Below are 17,248 nucleotides of genomic sequence, written 5' to 3'. Positions count from 1 at the left end.
GACCTCTTTCACGCTGTGCCCTCGACAATGCTCAGTTCCGGGATGGGGAAGACCAGCCGGCCGCCCCAGGCGTGCACGAACGACAGCTGCTCGACCAGCTCGGCCCGCAGGTTCCAGGGGAGGACGAGCACATAGTCCGGCCGGTCGGCCGCTATCCGCTCGGGCGACAGGATCGGCACCCGGGTGCCCGGGGTGAACCTGCCGTGCTTGTAGGGGTTGCGGTCGACCGTGTACGGGAGCAGATCGGGCCGGACGCCGCAGTGGTTGAGCAGGGTGTTGCCCTTGCCCGGGGCTCCGTAGCCGACGACCGTCTCGCCGCGCTCGGCGGCCTCGACGAGGAACCGCAGCAGGTCCCGGCGGACCTTGGCCACCCGGGCCGAGAACTCGGTGTACCCCGACAGCTCCTGGAGCCCGGCGGCCTTCTCCCGGTCCAGCACCTCGGCCACTCGCGCGCTCGGCTCACCGGCCGCCTCGGCCGGGCGGGCCCACAGCCGCACCGAACCGCCGTGCGTGGGCAGCAGCTCGACGTCCACGAGCGTGAGTCCGCCGCTCGCCAGCGCCCGGGCCGCGGAGGCGACCGTGTAGTACTGGAAGTGCTCGTGGTAGATCGTGTCGTACTGGTTCTCCTCGATCAGCGTCAGCAGATGCTGCACCTCGACGGAGACCCAGCCGTCGTCGGCGACCAGGGCGCGCAGCCCCCGGGTGAACCCGACCACGTCGGGGATGTGCGCGTACACATTATTGGCCACGACCAGGTCCGCCGGGCCGTGCCCGGCGCGGACGGCCGTCCCGGTGGCCGGGTCCAGGAACTCCGTGAGCGTGGGCACACCCGCCTCCCGCGCCGCCGCTCCCACGTTCACCGACGGCTCGATGCCGAGGCAGCGGATCCCCCGGTCCACCAGATGTCTCAGCAGATAACCGTCGTTGCTCGCGACCTCGACCACGAAGGCGTCGGGGCCGAGCCCCAGCCGCCGCACGGCGTCCGTGACGAAGACGCGCGCGTGCTCCACCCAGGAGGTCGAGTAGGAGGAGAAGTACGCGTACTGCGTGAACGTCTCCTCCGGGGTGATCAGCGGCGGGATCTGCGCGAGCCAGCATTCGGTGCAGACCCGCAGATGCAGCGGGTACGTCGGCTCCGGCAGGTCCAGTTGGTCCGCGGCGAGGAAACTCTCGCACGGCGGGGTCGCTCCGAGATCGACGACGCTCGACATCGCCGTCGAGCCGCAGAGCCGGCATCCTGTCATCTACTGCCCCCATCCCTGCCCGCGCGGGTGTCCCGCCGCGAGCCAGTGTTCTTGTCCCCGATCGGCGGCGGGCCGTCCCCGCCGCCGGACCGACCCGCGATCGCGGTGCGGTACTCCTCCACCAGACGCTCCAGCCCGACGGCCGGGCCGAAACCCCGCTCGTAACGGTCCCGGGCCGCCCGGCCCATCTCCCGGTTGCGGACCGGCTCCGCCGTGATCCGGCGCAGACAGGACGCGAGCGAGGCGGGATCGCCCGGCCGGTGCAACAGCCCGGTCACCCCCTCCTCGACGAGTTCGACGAAACCTCCGTGACCGGCGGCGACGGCCGGGACCCCCGCCGCCATCGCCTCCGCGACCACCAGCCCGAACGTCTCCATCGCCATCGACGGAGCCACCACGGCGACCGACCGCGCGAGCGCGTCCCGGCACTGTGCCGGGGTGTAGAGCCCGGCGTACCGCACGTCGTCCCGGCCCGCCGCCCACGCGGTGACCTCCCGCTCCAGCGGTCCCGCCCCGGCGATCACCAGCGGCACGCCCACACCGCCCGCCGCGGCGACCGAGTCCCACGCGGCCATGAGCAGCCGTACGCCCTTCGCCTCCGCGAGCCGGCCGAGGAAGAGCAGATGCTCACCGGCGTCCGCCCGGCGCGTGCCCGGATCGGGCACGAAATTGTGCTTCACCACCAGCCGCTCCGGCGGCATCCCGGACCGCACCAGGACGTCCCGCTGCGCCGCGGAGATGCAGAAGAACCGCTCCACGCCGGACCACCACCGCCGCCGGTTGACGAGAAGGCCGACCGCCAGCGGCACCGTCGCCAGCCGGGAGTTCCGGTAGCAGCCGTGCCGGACGGCGGGCAGCGAGGCCGCCGTCCCGACGCACTCGGTGCACTGCCGGCCGTCCCGGTGCAGCGTGCCGGGCGGGCAGACCTGGGTGTAGTTGTGCAGCGTGGCGACGGCGGGCACCCCGGCGTCGGCGCAGGCGGCCAGCACCGCGGGCGACAGGAGCGGGAAGACGTTGTGGATGTGCACCACATCCGGCCGCTCGGCGCGGAGCCGGGCGGCCAGCTCCGTGCGGACCGCCGGGTTCCACGGCACCAGGAGCGGCACCGCGACCTTCCCCGGCAGGGACCGGGCGGCGATGTCGTCGCTGCGCCGCTCGAACACCTCGACCCGGTGGCCGCCCGCGCGCAGCAGCTCCACCTCCTGGTCGACGACCATGTTCTCCCCGCTCGGCTGCGCCGAGGAGTAGCGGTTGTGCACCACGAGGACGTGCATGCTTGGGGTCACCTCCCGTCCCGCGACCACCGCGGGACCTGTCGTCGAGGGGCTTCGGGGGTCGGGAGGGACGCGGCCGGGGCGGCGGGCAGCGCCAGCAGCGAGGCGGCCAGCGCGAGATGCAGCAGATACGGCGAGGCGTCGCCCAGTCCCGCCTCGGTGTACGAGGAGATCGCGCAGTAGCTGATCAGGAAGATCGCGCAGGCCCTCGGCAGCGACGGCGGACGCAGCAGCGCGACGCCGCCCAGCACGAGAACCATCGCCGCCACGAGGGCGAGGCCCACCAGCCCCTGTTCGAGGTAGACGGCCAGCCAGCTGTTGTCGATCGGCAGCCCGCCGAACGACTTGTCGCCCAGGCCCACCCCGAACAGCATCTCCGCGGTCGACCGCTCCTCTGCCAGCAGGGCGTCCCAGACCTTGGCCCGGCCGGTGAGATTGGAGAGGTTCTCCTGGCTCTGTCCGCGCAGGAACCATGTCTCCAGCGCGGACATGAACGCCACCGCGGCCACCGCCGCGCACAGCACCCCCCAGACGAAGAACCGGCGGGCGGCGGCGCTGGTCAGCAGGAGCGAGCCGATCGCCAGCGCCAGCCCGACGAGCATCCCCACCGTGGCCGTCCGGGTGTGGGTCAGCGCGAGCAGGACGAGCGACGGCACGATGATCACCGCCGCGCTCGTCCTGTCGGTCCGGCGGCCCAGGACGAGCAGCACGGTGAGCCCGATGATCACCGCGGCGTACTGGCCGATCTGCGGCGGGGTGAGCGGCCACAACGCGCCCACCAGCCGCCCGCCGTAGTACTCGGGCATGGCCGTGCCCGGCGAGACGAGCAGCCCCGCTGCCGCCGTCCCGAGCACCGCGAAGTACAGCCGGATGTGGTGCCGGACGAAGGTCAGGCCCCCGTCCCACCAGCGGCTGAGCAGCCACAGCGTGCCGACGAAGAGAGCCAGCCGGGTGCAGCGGAACAGCGCGCCGAACCCGGACTCCAGGATCCCGCTGGAGATCACACTCGGCACCAGCAGCAGGGTGAGCAGGAATACGAAGGCGCTCGGCCGGATGCGCAGCCGGAGATTGAGGGCGAGCGCCAGCGCGAACGCGGCGACCAGCGCGCCCATGGTGACCATCTGCATGAGGGAGCGGGGCAGCGGAACGACCGTCTTCGCCCCGGCCGAGCCGAGGGTGTTGAGGATCAGCAGCCCCCAGACGACCCCGACCGCCCTCGGGACGCCCGCGGGGCGCGACTCGACGCCGGGCCGCGTGCCCGCCGTCCCCGGCCCGCCGCTCTCACGCTCGATTCCCACGCCTCCGCCTAACCCCGGAACCTGAGTACGGTGGTGAACTCCCCCGACCGCGCGGTGCCGTCGGCGAAGCCGGTGCCGATCAGCGCCGTGGCGGGCTCCTTGCGCCCGAAGCCGGGGGAGTACCAGCCCAGGGGCGGATCGCTCTCGCCGCGATGCGCCCGCCAGGACAGCTGACCGGGCAGTTCGAGCACCGCCGAGCGCTCCTCGCCGTCCCGGGTCCAGCTGAGCCGCGCCCGGTTCCCCACCAGCTCCGCGGTGATCGCGGGCCCGAGGTGGAAGGCCAGGCGCGCGGCCCGGCGCGGGCCGCCGCGCACCTCGTCGACCACGCGCACCTCGCGGGTCTCGCCGCTCAGCTCCACCCGGCGGCGGTGCACGGAGCGCCGGTAGCCGTCGTGCTCGGCGCACCAGCGGGCCGCGCTCTCCCCGGAGGCGTCCGCGACCAGGACGCGGCTGCGGGCGTGCCGGGTCCACAGGAACGGGCCGCCGGAGCCGGACTGGTCCGCGCCGTCCAGCTCCAGGGTGTTGTGGCCGAGGGTGGACCGGAAGTACCGCCGCCACTCGGGCTGTCCGTGGTAGCAGAAGGTCCCCGGGTCGGCGAGCACATCGACCCCGTCGTGCCGGACCTCCACGGACAGCGCGTCCGCGTGGGCGTGCGCGGCGATGGACAGGAAGCCGTGCGGGCCGCCGTCGCAGCGGCACCAGATCTCCCCCGGGCCGCGCAGGATGGTGAGCCCCGCGTCGGCGAAGTGCGCCGGGCGGCTCGCCGGGCGGGTCACGGCCGGTGCCGAGGGCCGGATGAGCGCGGCCAGCAGCGGGGTGCGCACATCGGAGCCGGTCACCGCAGGCCACCAGGCGAGCCGGCCGAACACGGCCTCCCCGGTGGCCAGCAGCGAACCCCAGCGGTCGGTGCCCGCGCCGTCCACGACCAGACCGTGCCCGTCGTCCGCGTCCCCCTGGCGCGGCGGACGCAGCCGGCCGTCCACGACGGCCGCGAGCGCGTCGGTCATGCGCAGCAGCACCAGCCGGACGGCCGGCGGGACCGGCACCCGGGCGGCATCCGCCTCGGCCACCGCCGCCAGGCCGAGCTCCAGCACGAGTCCGTGGTACTCGGTGGCCAGCTCGCGGTTGAGGCCGGAGCCGAAGGTGTTGCTCCGCAGATGCCGCTCCAGCGACCGCAGCGCGTCGCTCCGCCAGCGCGCCGAGGCGGGGAACCAGCCGAACGCGCAGGCCGCGGCGGTCTGCCCGGCGGCCTCGGCGATGATGTGGTTGTTCGCCGAGGACCCCCGGCTGGGGAGGGCGGCCAGCCAGCGCTGATGGTGCCAGATCTGCCGGAGCGCCACCGGACTGCCCTCGAACAGCCCGGCCGCGCCCGGCCAGCCGTCGAGCAGCCGGCGGATCCACACCCAGGAGAGCAGCCGGATCCCCAGCTCGATGCCGCTGATCCAGTGCACCCCGCGCAGCGGCGGGTTGAGAGCCCACCACGACCGCAGATGCTCGGCCACCCGCTCGGCGTACCGCTCCTCCCCGGTGACCGCGTAGGCGGCCGCGAGCACGGTGAGGTACTGATGCCGGGACGGCTCCCAGATCTGCTTGATGTCCCCGACGGCCTCCTCGTCCCGGTAGGGCACGTCGAAGGCGTAGCCGGACGGGGCCCGGCGTCCGGTCTTCGGGTCGTACCACCAGTCAGGGGCGGCCAGATCGTCGCGCCCCACCCCGAAGAACTCGGCGTGCCCGGCCATCAGCCGGTCCGCCTCGGAGACGAGCCGCTTCACGGCGTCCGGCGGCACCGAGGCGATCGTCCCCGGGGGCAGTACCGAGGTGAACCGGGCACCGGTCACGCTCGGACTGTCGGGCACCGCCGACCGCCACCGCCGTCTGCGCACCGCGTCGGTGACCCGGCCGCCGATCTCAGCGGGGCCCATCCGGGACAGCCGCCGCACGTACCAGCCCGCGCCCGTGGTCATCGCGCCCTCGCCAGCGTCACCGGCGCGCCGCCGGCCAGGGCGGTCCGTACGGCGAGGGTGGCCGCCGTGGTGGCGACCAGCGACTCCAGCGGCACCGGCATCGGCCCGCCGGTCCGCACGGCCCTGACGAACGCGGCCAGTTCGGCGGACTGGCCCTTGTCCCGGGCTTTGGGCAGCCGCGAGCTGACCCACCGCCCGCGTCCGGGCCCGCCGTCCGCGTACACCGAGGCGCGGACGAAGTCGTCGAGCTTCAGCACCCTGCCGTCCGCGACGAGGTCCAGCGTCTCCTTGGGGAAGCCGGCCGCGCCGCTGGTGACATAGGCGATGGTGGCGGTGGACCCGTCCGGGTAGCGCAGCACGACCTGAAGGTCCTCGTCGCCGGAGGCGGCGACCGCGTACACCGAGACCGGGTCGGCGTCGAGCAGCCAGCTCACCGTGTCGATGAAGTGCCCGCCCTCACCGGCGAACCGCGAGCCCTCGGTGCCCTGCCGGAGATACCAGCTGCCGTGCCCGAGGCGGCCCGCGTTGACCAGATAGCGGACGCTCGCGGGCCCGCTCCGGACCCCGAACCGCTTCCTGGCCTCCTGGAGCAGCGGCGCGAACCGGCGGTTGAAGCCCACCTGGAGCCGGTCGTTGCCGGACTCCTCCACCGCCGCGACCACGTCGGCCAGCTCGTCCTGGCCGAGGGCGAGGGGCTTCTCCACGAACACCGCCTTGCCCGCGAGAAGCGCCTTGCGGGTCAGCTCGGCGTGCGAGCTGTGCCGGGTGACCACGAACACCGCGTCGATGGACGGATCGCCGAGTACGGCGTCGAGATCGGTGGTCGCCCGGTCGAAGCCGAACTTCCGCCGCGCGTTGGCCGCGGACAGCGCCGTCGTGGTGACGACCGTCGACAGCGTGACGCCGTCGCGCCCCGCCAGCTGCGGCAGCAGCATCGACGTCGCGTAGTTCCCCGCGCCGACGAACGCCAGTCGCACCGGAGCCTTGGCGGACCGGGCCGGGACAGAGGCTTCGCCGCGCCGCACCGGGGGCACGGTCACCGCCGGGGCCGCCGCCTCCCCCTCCTCCTCCGGGCCGTCGGCGTACTGGAAGAGCACCGCCACGGCCTTCAGCTCGCCGTCCTTCAGACTCTGGTACGTCTTGACGGCGTCGTCGAAGTCGGCGATGTGGGAGATCAGGGGCTCCACATCGACCCGGCCCCGGGCGAGGAGATCGAGGAAGCACGCCAGATTGCGGCGCTCGGTCCAGCGCACATAGCCGATCGGGTAGTCCCGCCCCTCGATCTCGTACTCCGGGTCGTAGCGCCCCGGGCCGTACGAACGGGAGAACCGGACGTCGAGTTCCTTCTCGTAGTACGCGTTCCACGGCAGGTCCAGACGGCACTTGCCGATGTCGACGACCCGGCCCCGGTCCCGGCTCAGCCGGGCGGCCAGCTCGACGGGCTGGTTGCTGCCGCCGCCGGCGGCCAGATACACCTGGTCCACACCATGACCGTCGGTCAGCTCGGCGACGGCGGCCTCCACCGCCGGGGAGGCGGGATCGCCGCAGGCCACGGCACCCAGCCGCGCGGCGAGCGCACAGCGCTCCGGGTCGGGGTCGACCCCGACGACACGGACCCCCGAGGCGGTCAGCAGCTGCGCCACCAGCTGCCCGATCAGCCCGAGGCCGATGACCAGCGCCGTCTCGCCGAGCTGGGGCTCGCCCTGCCGCAAGCCCTGGAGGGCGATCGACCCGACCGTGCCGAAGGCCGCGTGCCGGGACGCGAGACCGTCCGGCACCGGGGCGTAGAGGTTCTTCGGCACCCAGTTCAACTCGGCGTGCAGCGCGTGCTCATTGCCGGCGCAGGCCACGAGGTCGCCGGCCTTCACATCGTCGATCCCGTCGCCGACCTGCTCGACCACCCCGCACAGCGAGTAGCCCAGCGGGGTGTACGAGTCCAGCTTGCCCATCACCTTGCGGTAGGTGGCGGGCACCCCGTTGACGGCCACGCTCTGCATCACCTTGGCCACCTGGTCCGGCCGGGAGCGGGCCTTGCCCACCATCGACATCCCGGCCTCGGACACCTTCATCAGTTCGGTCCCGGTCGATATCAGCGAGTGGACGGTGCGGACCAGCACCCCGCCCGGCTTGCACCCCGGCACCGGTACGTCGAGCAGCGCCAGCTCGCCGCTCTTGTAGTTCTGCACAACCTGTTTCACCCGGACTCCAGTTGTTCTCAGCCGTCTAGTGAGCGCTCTGGCCGGAGCCAGAGGTCGCGTCGCGGTACCAGTACTCAAGGGTCAGCACATGCCACAGATGCTTGGAGAAGTCCCGCTGCCCGGCGGCGTCCTCGGCGACGAGCCGCGCCAGCGCGTCACGGCGCAGAAAACCGGAGCGGACGAGCAGCCCGTCGTTCACCACCTCGCGCACCAGCGGTGCCAGATCCCGGCTCATCCAGGCCCGCAGCGGGGCGCTGAACAGGCCCTTGGGCCGGTACACGATCTCCCGGGGCAGGACCGAGACGGCCGCCTCCTTGAGGGCGGCCTTGCCCTGCCGTCCGACGATCTTGCGGTCGCCGGGCACCGCGAACGCCGCCCTGACCACCTCGACGTCCACGTACGGCACCCGTACCTCCGTCGACGCGGCCATGCTGGACCGGTCCGTGTAGGCGAGGTTCAGCCCCGGCAGGAACATCCGGGCGTCGGCCAGGCACATACGGTTGACGAAGTCGTCGAGGCCGTTGTCCCGGTAGACGTCCGCGTGCTCGGTCAGCACGTCCTCGACCGTCCCGGCCAGGTCCGGACTGACCAGGCCGAGCAGTTCGTCCTGGTCGTACATGGTGTAGCTGCGCCGGAACGCGGTCTCCTCCGGCAGATCGGCGAAGGAGAGGAACCGCTTGGCGAAGCGCACCGACCGGTACCCCCGGCGGGAGGTGGCGACCGGCAGCCGGTCCACGGCCCCGGAGATCCCGCGCCGCAGGGGCCGCGGGACGCGCTGGTAGCGCAGCGCGAGCAGATTGGCCAGATGCTTGCGGTACCCGGCGAACAGCTCGTCGGCCCCCATCCCCGAGAGCATCACCTTGACCCCGGCCTCCCGGGCGGCCGAGCAGATCAGAAAGGTGTTGATCGCGGCGGGGTCGCCGATGGGCTCGTCCAGATGGTGCGTCATCCGGGGCAGCAGATCGAGCACGTCCGGAGCGATCTCGATCTCCCGCAGATCGACGCCGAACCGCTCGGCCACCCGCCGCGCGTACCGCAGATCGTCCGGCATGGCCTCGAACCTGGCGTCCTCGGCGCGGAACCCGATCGTGTAGGCGGAGATCCCGGGCCGGTGGCGGGCCGCCAGCGCGGTCAGCCAGCTGGAGTCAAGACCGCCGGAGAGGAAGGTCGCCACCGGTACGTCGGAGAGCAGATGCCGCCGGGTCGACTCCTCGACGACGGCGGCCAGATCCGGCCGCTCACCGGCGAGGGCCCGCTCCCGGCCCTCGGCGGCGACGTCCCGGAGATTCCAGTACCGGCCGCGCTCCACCCGGCCGTCGGCCCGGCACCGCAGCCAGCTCCCCGGCGGCAGCTTCTCCGCCTCGCGGAACGCGCAGCGCGAGTCCGGCACCCAGTAGTACAGCAGCGAGGCCACCAGCGCCGCGTGGTCCACCTCCAGCGACCCGCCGGTCGCGGCGGCGAGCGCCTTCAGCTCGGAGGCGAACATCAGACCCGTGCCGCGCCGCAGCAGGAACAGCGGCTTGACGCCGAGCTGGTCGCGGGCGAGCACCAGATCACCGGTCCGCTCGTCGAAGACCGCGAACGCGAACATGCCGCGCAGCCGGGGCAGACAGTCCGTGCCCCAGCGCCGCCAGGCCTCCAGCAGCACCTCCGTGTCGGAGGTGCCCCGGAAGCGCACCCCGGCGGACGTCAGCTCGGCGCGGAGTTCGGGCGCGTTGTACAGCTCGCCGTTGTACGTGAGGGCGAGGCCGCCCGAGACCATCGGCTGCGCACCGGTCTCGGACAGATCGACGATGGCCAGCCGGCGGTGCCCGAGGTGCACTTCGCCGTCACCGGCGGGGTGGCTGTACCGGCCCGCCCCGTCCGGGCCCCGATGGGCGAGGACATCGGTGAGCCGGTCGGTCACGACCTTCCCGTCCGGCCATCGGTACGTGCCTGCGATGCCACACATGTTCTACCGTGCCTCCTGGTCGCTGTCCGGGACCAGCGCGGCCGGCGTCGACGGCCGCTCCGTTCGCGGCTGGCCCGTCCCGTTCTGCCGGGCCTGCCGCTCGGCCGGCGGCCGGCTCGTCCCGTTCTGCCGGGCCGCCCGTTCCTGAGGGCCGCGCGGCGCGGTGTACGGCCCCTCCCACAGCGTGCCGTCGGTCCGGTCGCCCGGATCGGCGTCGATCAGCACCACACCGAGCACCGCTACGCGCTGGTCGGCGAGTTGCCGCGCCACGGTGTGCAGCCAGGCGGCACTGCCGTGCCCGGCCCGCACGACGAGCACGGCGGCCCCGCCGAGGTACTGGAGGTCGGTCCACGCCGTGCCGGGCGCGACCGAGCCGACACCGAGCCGGCGCGCCTGATGCGGCACGGTCGCGGTCTTGCCGCCGCCGACCACGGTCGGGCCGCCCGGCTTCCGGCGGCCCGCGGAGAGCTCCGCGCCGGGCAGACCGTCGACGACGACCACCGGCCCCTGCGCCCCCAGCGCCTCGGCGAGGTTCAGGGCGATCACACTCGTGGCGCGCGCACACCCCAGCTCCAGCAGCGACACCGGTTCCGCCGAGCCGCGCACGGCGCGCACCAGGGTCGTGGTGAGCCGTTCGCGTGCCGCCAGGGTCCGCCGGCGCTGCCACAGCCCGGCCGGCCGGTGGGGCGGACGGCGCAGCTCCGCGATGACCGAGACGCCCAGGTTCGCCGCGATCTCCCGGCGCAGCACGGGGCGGTCCGCCACCGCCGTACCGATCGCGGCCAGCGCGAGTCCGAGGGCGAGTCCGAGGACGAGCCCGATCCCGGCGCTGGTGACGGCGGCCTCGGTCAGGGAGTGCCGCACGGCGCGCGGGGCGTCCACGATCTGGGTGCCGGCGACCACCTGGGGCGTGCCGGTGCGCGCCTCCGCGGCGCGCCGGTCGAACTCGGCGATCCGCGAGTTGAGTTCGGCCCGGCGGGAGAAGAGCGACTCGGTGCTCGCCGACGCTCCCGGGTCGCTCCCCGGCGACCGGCCCCCGATCACCTTGTTGACCTGGGCCAGTTCGTCCCGCATCCGGTCACGCTGGTCGAGCAGGGCCTGGGACTCGGCCTTCGCGGCCTCCCACATCCGCCGCACATGGTCCGCGACGAACGCGTCGGCCAGCGCCCTCGCCCGGGCCACCGCCTCCGCCTCGGTGCCGGCCGTCACCTCGATCTGGAGCAGATTGTTGGTCAGGCCGGTACCCCGGTAGTCCGCCATGAAGTCCTCCGGTTTCTCGGCGGACTTGAGGGCGTCGAGGGCCTTCTCGGCGATCCGGGTGGTCCCCAGCAGGGCGACATCGGTGCGGATCAGTGTTCCGCTGTCGTTCGGCTGGTCCTCCCGGTGCGCGACCAGCACCTTGGTCACCGCGCTCGGCGGCGGTGGCAGCAGGACCGCCACCGCGGCGCCGGCCAGCAGTCCCAGCAGCGCCAGGGCGCCCCAGAGACGGCGACGCCTGCGCACGGCCACCACCAGCGCCTGAAGGTCCAGCAGCGGAGCGGCTGTCGCCGACTCCGAAGTCGTGCTCGTCGTCACACCGGCTCTCCCGTCGCGTGGCCGCTCGCGCGGCCGTGAACCGCGAGCGCCGGAGTGTCGCCGTCCGGGGGACGGCTGTCCGAAGGGCCGTCGGCGGAGCGTGCCGTACGGGCCCGGACCGCGCCCGCGAGGACGATGCCGACGACCTCGTGGCCGCCGTCCGCGCACGCCCCGGCGACCCCGGCCAGCTCTCCCGCGGTCCAGCTGCCCGCGCTGAGCACGACCAGGGCCCCGGACTCGGCGTCGCGGTCCGGCACCATCGGCCGGTCCACCGAGACCTCCACCACTCGCGGCACGGGATCTCCCCCGGCAGTGTCGGTCCCGGCCTCGGCGACGAGCCGCCCGGCGGCCCGGCGCGCGATCTCGTCGCCGTCCACCACCACGACCAGCAGCCGCCGGGACCCCGACAGCCGGTCCTGGAGACGGGACCACACCCGCCGGTAGCGGATCCGCCGGTCGGCCTCGCCGCCGGACGACCGCGGGGCCGGCAGGTCCCACCGGGTGTCGATGCCCAGCAGCCGGCGGACCCGGGCCCGCGCGCCACGGCCCCCGGGCCGGTGCGCACCCCGTTCACCGGGCACGTCGACGGTGCCCAGCAGCGTCGAACCCAGCGCCGCCGCGATCTCCGGCTCGGTGCGCAGCCGGCGGTTCACCCGCGCGGCGGCGAGATGGCCGACGACCGTGAGCAGGAAGAACAGCAGTGCCCCGGCGGCGATGAGCTGCACCCTGGTCGGCGGTGCCTCGGCGGTCGGCCGGGCGGCCGGCCCCATGACCACCATGCCGGCCCTGCCGGAAGCGGGGTCGGCCCGCTCCAGCTTCTTCATGGCCTCCTCCAGCGAGGTGCGCAGCTTCGCGAGCGAGGTGCGGGCCTGCACACTCTCCACGGTCCGCCCCGGGTCGGCCGCTCGGGCCAGGTCGCTGATGCGGCGGTTGGTCTCCACCACCTTCCGCCGCAGCGCCTCCGCCCCCTTGACCGCCTCGGACTCCGCGCTGTCGCCCGAGACCCGCGCGGCGAACGCGACGAGCTCCCGGGCCACCCGGTCGGAGAGCCGCTGCGCGCGCTCCGGGGTGTCGGCCGTGCCCGAGACCGTGATGATGTTCCCGTCGGCGGCCTGGGCGCTCACCCGCTCCCGCAGCTCGCCGCCGTCGACGCCTGTCCAGCCGAGCGCGGTGGCCGCGCGGTCGACCACCGCCGAACTGGTCGCTATCTCCACCTGGGTCAGCAGCTCGCGCTCCTCCCACTGCCCCGGCAGCAGCACCGATGCCGAGGCCGTGTAGCGCGGCGGGAACAGCGCCGAGACGCCGTAGCCGACGAGCGCGCCCACCACGGTGAGAACGGTGAGCAGCCGCCGTCGCCGACGGAGAATCCGCCCGATCGTGACCAGGCGTATCGTGTCATCGCTCAACGGCGCGGCCACTTCCCTGTTCTGACCGGGGCGTCCGCCGACACCGGCGCACGGTCGCGGCAGGCGGCGGCGTAGGCCGCGAGCAGCGAGGCCTGCGAGTTCCGCCAGGAGAGCCGGCCGCTGATCCGCTCCCGGCCGATCTCGCCCATCCGGGCCCGCCTCTCCGGATCGTCCAGCAGCATCGCGATGAGCTTCGCGAATTCGGCCTCGTCGTCGTCGGCCGCGTAGACGGCGGCGTCACCGGCGGAGACCCGCGCCTCCCGGAGGTCGAACGAGACGATCGGCCGGCCCATCGCCATGTACTCCAGGACCTTGTTCATGGTCGACACGTCGTTGAGCGGATTGCGCGGGTCGGGGGAGAGGCACACGTCCGCGGTGGACAGATAGCGCACCAGGTCGGCGTCCGGAACCCGCCCGGTGAACCGCACCTGCTCGGAGAGTCCGAGCCGCCGGGACAGCTCCACCATCGCGTCGAAGGCGTCCCCGGAGCCGACGAACACCGCGTGCCAGTCGGTCCGTCCCAGCTCGTCGCGCAGCTTCGCGAGGGCGCGCAAGGCGTAGTCGACGCCGTCCTGAGGGCCCATGACACCCAGGTAACAGAGCAGATGGGGCTTGCCCCGCTTCAGCTCGGGTTCGGGCGGTACGGGCTGGAACCGGTCGGTCTCGGGCGCGCTGCGCACCACGAAGACATCCTCCGGCCGCCGTCCGCCCCGGCGTATCGCGACGTCCCGGTAGCTCTCGTTCGTGGCGAGCACGACGTCCGAGGCCCGGTAGGTCAGCCGTTCCAGCGCGCGCACGGCGCGGTAGAGCAGGTCCTCGCCCCGGCCGAACCGGGAGAGATACAGCTCGGGCACCAGGTCGTGCTGGTCGAAGACGAACCGCGCGCCGCGCCGCTTCAGCCACAGCGCCGGAAGGAACAGCAGGTCGGGCGGGTTGCAGGCATGCACCACATCCACCGGGCCGACCTTGCGGGCCAGCCGGGCGGTGTGCCACAGCGCCGTTCCGTACTCCCGCAGATAGCCGGCCGGTCCTCCGGTGGCCGCGCGCAGCGGGTAGCGGAGGATCCGCACCCCGTCGATCTCCACCTCCGGCTCCGTGTCCCGCTTGCTGCCCCGGGGGCAGATGACATGCACCTTCCAGCCCGCGTCGCGCAGCGTCCTGCACTCCTGCCACACCCGCCGGTCGAACGGCACCGACAGGTTCTCCACCAGGATCAGCGCGCGCCGCTCCGCCGGCCGGCCGCCGCCGGCTGTCTCGTCGAACGATGTGTCACCAGGCAAGGCCCACGTACCCCGGTTCGGTCCGGCGCGTCTCGGCGTCGGGAAGGTGGATGAGATCGATGAGCACGGGGCCGTCGCCATGGGGCAGGGCCGACAGCACGGCCGGATCCCTGGTCCCGATCAGACACACCTCGGCGTGGTCCAGCACCTCGCCGACGGAGTCCGTGAGCAGCTGCGCGAGGTGCGGCAGCCGGGTCTCGATGTACTCGCGGTTCGCGCCGAGCAGCCGGGAGAGGCTCACATGGGCATCGTGGATCCGCAGGTCGTACCCCTTGCCGAGGAGCGTCTCCGCGAGTTGGACGAGCGGGCTCTCGCGGAGGTCGTCGGTGCCGGGTTTGAAGGACAGCCCGAACAGGCCCACCCGGCGTCTGCCGGTGCGCTCGACCAGCCCCACCGCGCGCTGGAGATGCGCGGAGTTGGAGGTCAGCACGTTGGAGAGGATGGGTACCGAGACATCGGCCCGCTGCGCCGCGTGGACCAGACTGCGCAGGTCCTTGGGCAGGCAGGAGCCGCCGAAGGCGAAGCCGGGCCGCAGATAGGCGGGGCTGATGTTCAGCTTGCGGTCGGCCAGGAACACATCCATCACCTGGTGCGAGTCCACCCCGAGGGCCTGGCACACCGCGCCCATCTCGTTCGCGAAGCCGATCTTGAGTCCGTGGAAGGCGTTGTCCGCGTACTTGATCGCCTCGGCCGTCGGGACCGGCACCCGGAACACCTCGCCGGGCAGGCCCTCGTACAGCGCCGCCACCGTGTCGCCGCTCGCCCGGTCGAGTTCGCCGATGACGGTCTTCGGCGGGTCGAAGAAGTCCCGCACGCTCGTGCCCTCGCGGAGGAACTCCGGATTGACCGCGACCCCGAAGTCCACGCCGGCCGTGCCGCCGGCGTACTTCTCCAGGATCGGCACCAGAAGTTTCAGACAGGTGCCCGGCAGCATGGTGCTGCGGAACACGACGGTCTGCCGACCGCCCCGCTCGGCCAGCGCGGTGCCGATCTGCTCGGTGACCCGCTCCAGATAAGTGGTGCACAGACTGCCGTTGGGCTCCGACGGAGTGCCCACACAGATCAGCGACACCTCGCTGCCCATGATCGCCTCGCGGACGTCGCCGGTGGCGCGCAGGGCCCCGCTCGCCACGACCTCGGCGATCAGCTCGCCGATCCGCTCCTCGACCACCGGGGCCCTACCGTCGTTGACCAGGTCGACCTTCACCTGGTTCACATCCACCCCGATGACCTCGTGCCCCATGCCGGCCAGGCACGCGGCCGACACACAGCCCACATAGCCGAGCCCGAAAACGCTGATCCTCATGCCCCGTCCTTCTCCCCAGGCAGGCCCTCCCGGCCTGCGGTCCGCGCGCCGGCGGCATCGCCCCGCCGCGGTCCCCCGCGCATCAGTACGCCCCCTGTCCGTAGACCACCGCACGCAGCGTCTTCCACAAGATCACTGTGTCCAGGGCGAGCGACCAGTCCTCCACATACCGCAGGTCCAGCCGGACGGCCTCCTCCCACGGCAGATCGCTGCGCCCGCTGATCTGCCACAGCCCGGTGAGTCCGGGCTTGACCAGCAGCCGCCGCCGGATGTCCGGGCCGTACGCGGCGGACTCCTCCGGCAGCGGCGGCCGGGGACCGACGAGCGACATCGATCCGGCGAGCACATTGAAGAGCTGCGGCAGCTCGTCGATCGAGTACCGGCGCAGCACCGCTCCCACCCGGGTCACCCGCGGGTCCCGGCGGAGCTTGAACAGCAGGCCGGCGCCCTCGTTGCGGTCGGCCAGCCCGGCGCGCGCCCCGTCGGCCCCGGCGACCATGGTGCGGAATTTGAGAATGGTGAACTCGCGGCCGTCCTTGCCGACCCTGCGCTGGCGGTAGAACGCCCCGCCCCGGCTGTCCGTCAGCACGAGCACTCCGACGAACAGCATCAGCGGCGCGAACAGGATCAGCAGGATCGCCGCGCCCATCCGGTCGACGACCGCTTTGACCGCCCTGGGGGCCCCGGTGAAGGTCGGCATGCTGACCCGCAGCAGCGGGATCCCGAGCACCGCGTCGACGTGCAGCCGCGGGCCGGCCACCTCCATCAGCACGGGGGCGACGACCATCTCCGCGTCGCTGCCCTCGAGGTTCCAGGCCAGCCGCTGCAGCCGGTCCGGCGACCAGTGCGGGTCCGGGGTGACCGCGACGACACGGTAGCCGTCGCGGCGCACGTGGTTGGCGACGTCCGCCAGCCGCCCGACGACCGGCACTCCGTCCAGCTGGTCGCCGTCGGGCCCGAGACCGTCCGTCGTGCAGACCCCGTCCACCCGCCAGCCGAGATGCGGGAACTTACGGGCCCGGGCGATCAGGTCGCGCACGGTGGCCGGGCTCCCGGCGGCGAGCACCGGCCGCAGACACCGGCCTTCCTTCCGCTGTTTGTGCAGCCAGAGACGGAGCAGATAGCGCGTGATCATGGTGATGAGCGCGATCGCGGGGATCGCCACGAAGATCCAGAGTTTGATGTTGCGCGAGGTGAGCGCGATTCCGCCGAGCGCCAGTACGACGACCGCCGTGAACAGCGCGCGTCCGAGCCGGCGGAATTCCTCGGCCCCCTGGCCGAGCACGGCCGGGGCCCACGATCGATTCACCGCGAGCGCTCCCAGCACCAGTAACTCGGTGCCGAATGCGAGAATTCCCCACTTCTCGTGCCAGTTGGCCGCGTCCCGGGCCCCGAAGAAGCTGCCGATCGCCGCCACCACGAAGGCGGTGGCCACCGTGTCGCTGGTGATCACGGTACGGCGGTACCGCTCCTCCCAGTCGACCGCGGGCTGACTGATCGCCCCGTTCGCCAGACGCCCGCGCGCTGACGGGAACGGGCTGACTAATTCCCCCTGCTCCACAGAATCCCCCCAGGTCACCACTGCTTCGACGTGCTCGCACAACACGACTGCTCCCCCGGGGGACCCCCGCCCCCCGCGCTGTTCCTCCCCTCGGGGCCCCCGCCCCCCGCGCATGGCGCACCGCTTGTTCCGTACCGTGTGAAACACCCCGTCCCGGCGGCGGCGGACTCGCGTGTCCTGCCGGGCTCCCG

The 17,248-nt window shown here is 73.1% G+C and carries 11 protein-coding genes; all 11 read right to left on the bottom strand.

Annotated elements, in window-relative coordinates; genetic code table 11:
• Positions 1-8 precede the first annotated feature (8 nt).
• The gene (locus ABD371_RS16270; protein ID WP_344477413.1) at positions 9-1,244 is read right to left on the bottom strand and encodes a class I SAM-dependent methyltransferase; all 1,236 of its coding nucleotides are present in this window, start codon (positions 1,242-1,244) and stop codon (positions 9-11) included.
• Positions 1,241-2,518 (bottom strand): glycosyltransferase, encoded by a 1,278-nt coding sequence (locus ABD371_RS16265; protein WP_344477411.1) that lies wholly within the window; start codon positions 2,516-2,518, stop codon positions 1,241-1,243. The genes ABD371_RS16270 and ABD371_RS16265 overlap by 4 nt, the downstream gene beginning before the upstream one ends.
• An 8-nt stretch (positions 2,519-2,526) precedes the next feature.
• Positions 2,527-3,816: an O-antigen ligase family protein gene (locus ABD371_RS16260; RefSeq protein WP_381733851.1), complete on the bottom strand. Its 1,290-nt coding sequence runs from the start codon at positions 3,814-3,816 to the stop codon at positions 2,527-2,529.
• Positions 3,817-3,824: 8 nt separating this feature from the next.
• On the bottom strand, positions 3,825-5,780 hold the full coding sequence (locus ABD371_RS16255) for a heparinase II/III family protein (protein WP_344477409.1): 1,956 nt from the start codon (positions 5,778-5,780) through the stop codon (positions 3,825-3,827).
• Positions 5,777-7,978 carry a bi-domain-containing oxidoreductase gene (locus ABD371_RS16250; protein WP_344477407.1) on the bottom strand — a complete coding sequence of 734 codons (2,202 nt, stop codon included), beginning with the start codon at positions 7,976-7,978 and terminating at the stop codon, positions 5,777-5,779. Before ABD371_RS16250 ends, ABD371_RS16255 begins: the two co-directional genes overlap by 4 nt.
• Positions 7,979-8,003: 25 nt before the next feature.
• Complete coding sequence (asnB, locus tag ABD371_RS16245) at positions 8,004-9,929, bottom strand: asparagine synthase (glutamine-hydrolyzing) (RefSeq protein ID WP_344477405.1); 1,926 nt, start codon at positions 9,927-9,929, stop codon at positions 8,004-8,006.
• A 3-nt stretch (positions 9,930-9,932) separates the two neighbouring features.
• The gene (locus ABD371_RS16240; protein WP_344477403.1) at positions 9,933-11,504 is read right to left on the bottom strand and encodes a Wzz/FepE/Etk N-terminal domain-containing protein; all 1,572 of its coding nucleotides are present in this window, start codon (positions 11,502-11,504) and stop codon (positions 9,933-9,935) included.
• Positions 11,501-12,910, bottom strand: coding sequence for a Wzz/FepE/Etk N-terminal domain-containing protein (locus ABD371_RS16235; RefSeq protein ID WP_344477401.1), 1,410 nt, complete (start codon positions 12,908-12,910; stop codon positions 11,501-11,503). Before ABD371_RS16235 ends, ABD371_RS16240 begins: the two co-directional genes overlap by 4 nt.
• Positions 12,907-14,190 (bottom strand): glycosyltransferase family 4 protein, encoded by a 1,284-nt coding sequence (locus ABD371_RS16230; RefSeq protein ID WP_344477399.1) that lies wholly within the window; start codon positions 14,188-14,190, stop codon positions 12,907-12,909. Before ABD371_RS16230 ends, ABD371_RS16235 begins: the two co-directional genes overlap by 4 nt.
• Positions 14,180-15,496 carry a nucleotide sugar dehydrogenase gene (locus ABD371_RS16225; RefSeq protein ID WP_344477397.1) on the bottom strand — a complete coding sequence of 439 codons (1,317 nt, stop codon included), beginning with the start codon at positions 15,494-15,496 and terminating at the stop codon, positions 14,180-14,182. The genes ABD371_RS16230 and ABD371_RS16225 overlap by 11 nt, the downstream gene beginning before the upstream one ends.
• Positions 15,497-15,578: 82 nt before the next feature.
• Positions 15,579-17,057 carry a sugar transferase gene (locus ABD371_RS16220; protein ID WP_344477395.1) on the bottom strand — a complete coding sequence of 493 codons (1,479 nt, stop codon included), beginning with the start codon at positions 17,055-17,057 and terminating at the stop codon, positions 15,579-15,581.
• Between the last annotated feature and the right edge of the window lie 191 nt (positions 17,058-17,248).

Source organism: Streptomyces amakusaensis (genome assembly GCF_039532665.1).
Lineage (GTDB): Bacteria > Actinomycetota > Actinomycetes > Streptomycetales > Streptomycetaceae > Streptomyces > Streptomyces amakusaensis.
The sequence above is the reverse complement of the archived record's forward strand: the minus strand, read 5'-3'. Positions and strand labels throughout refer to the sequence as shown.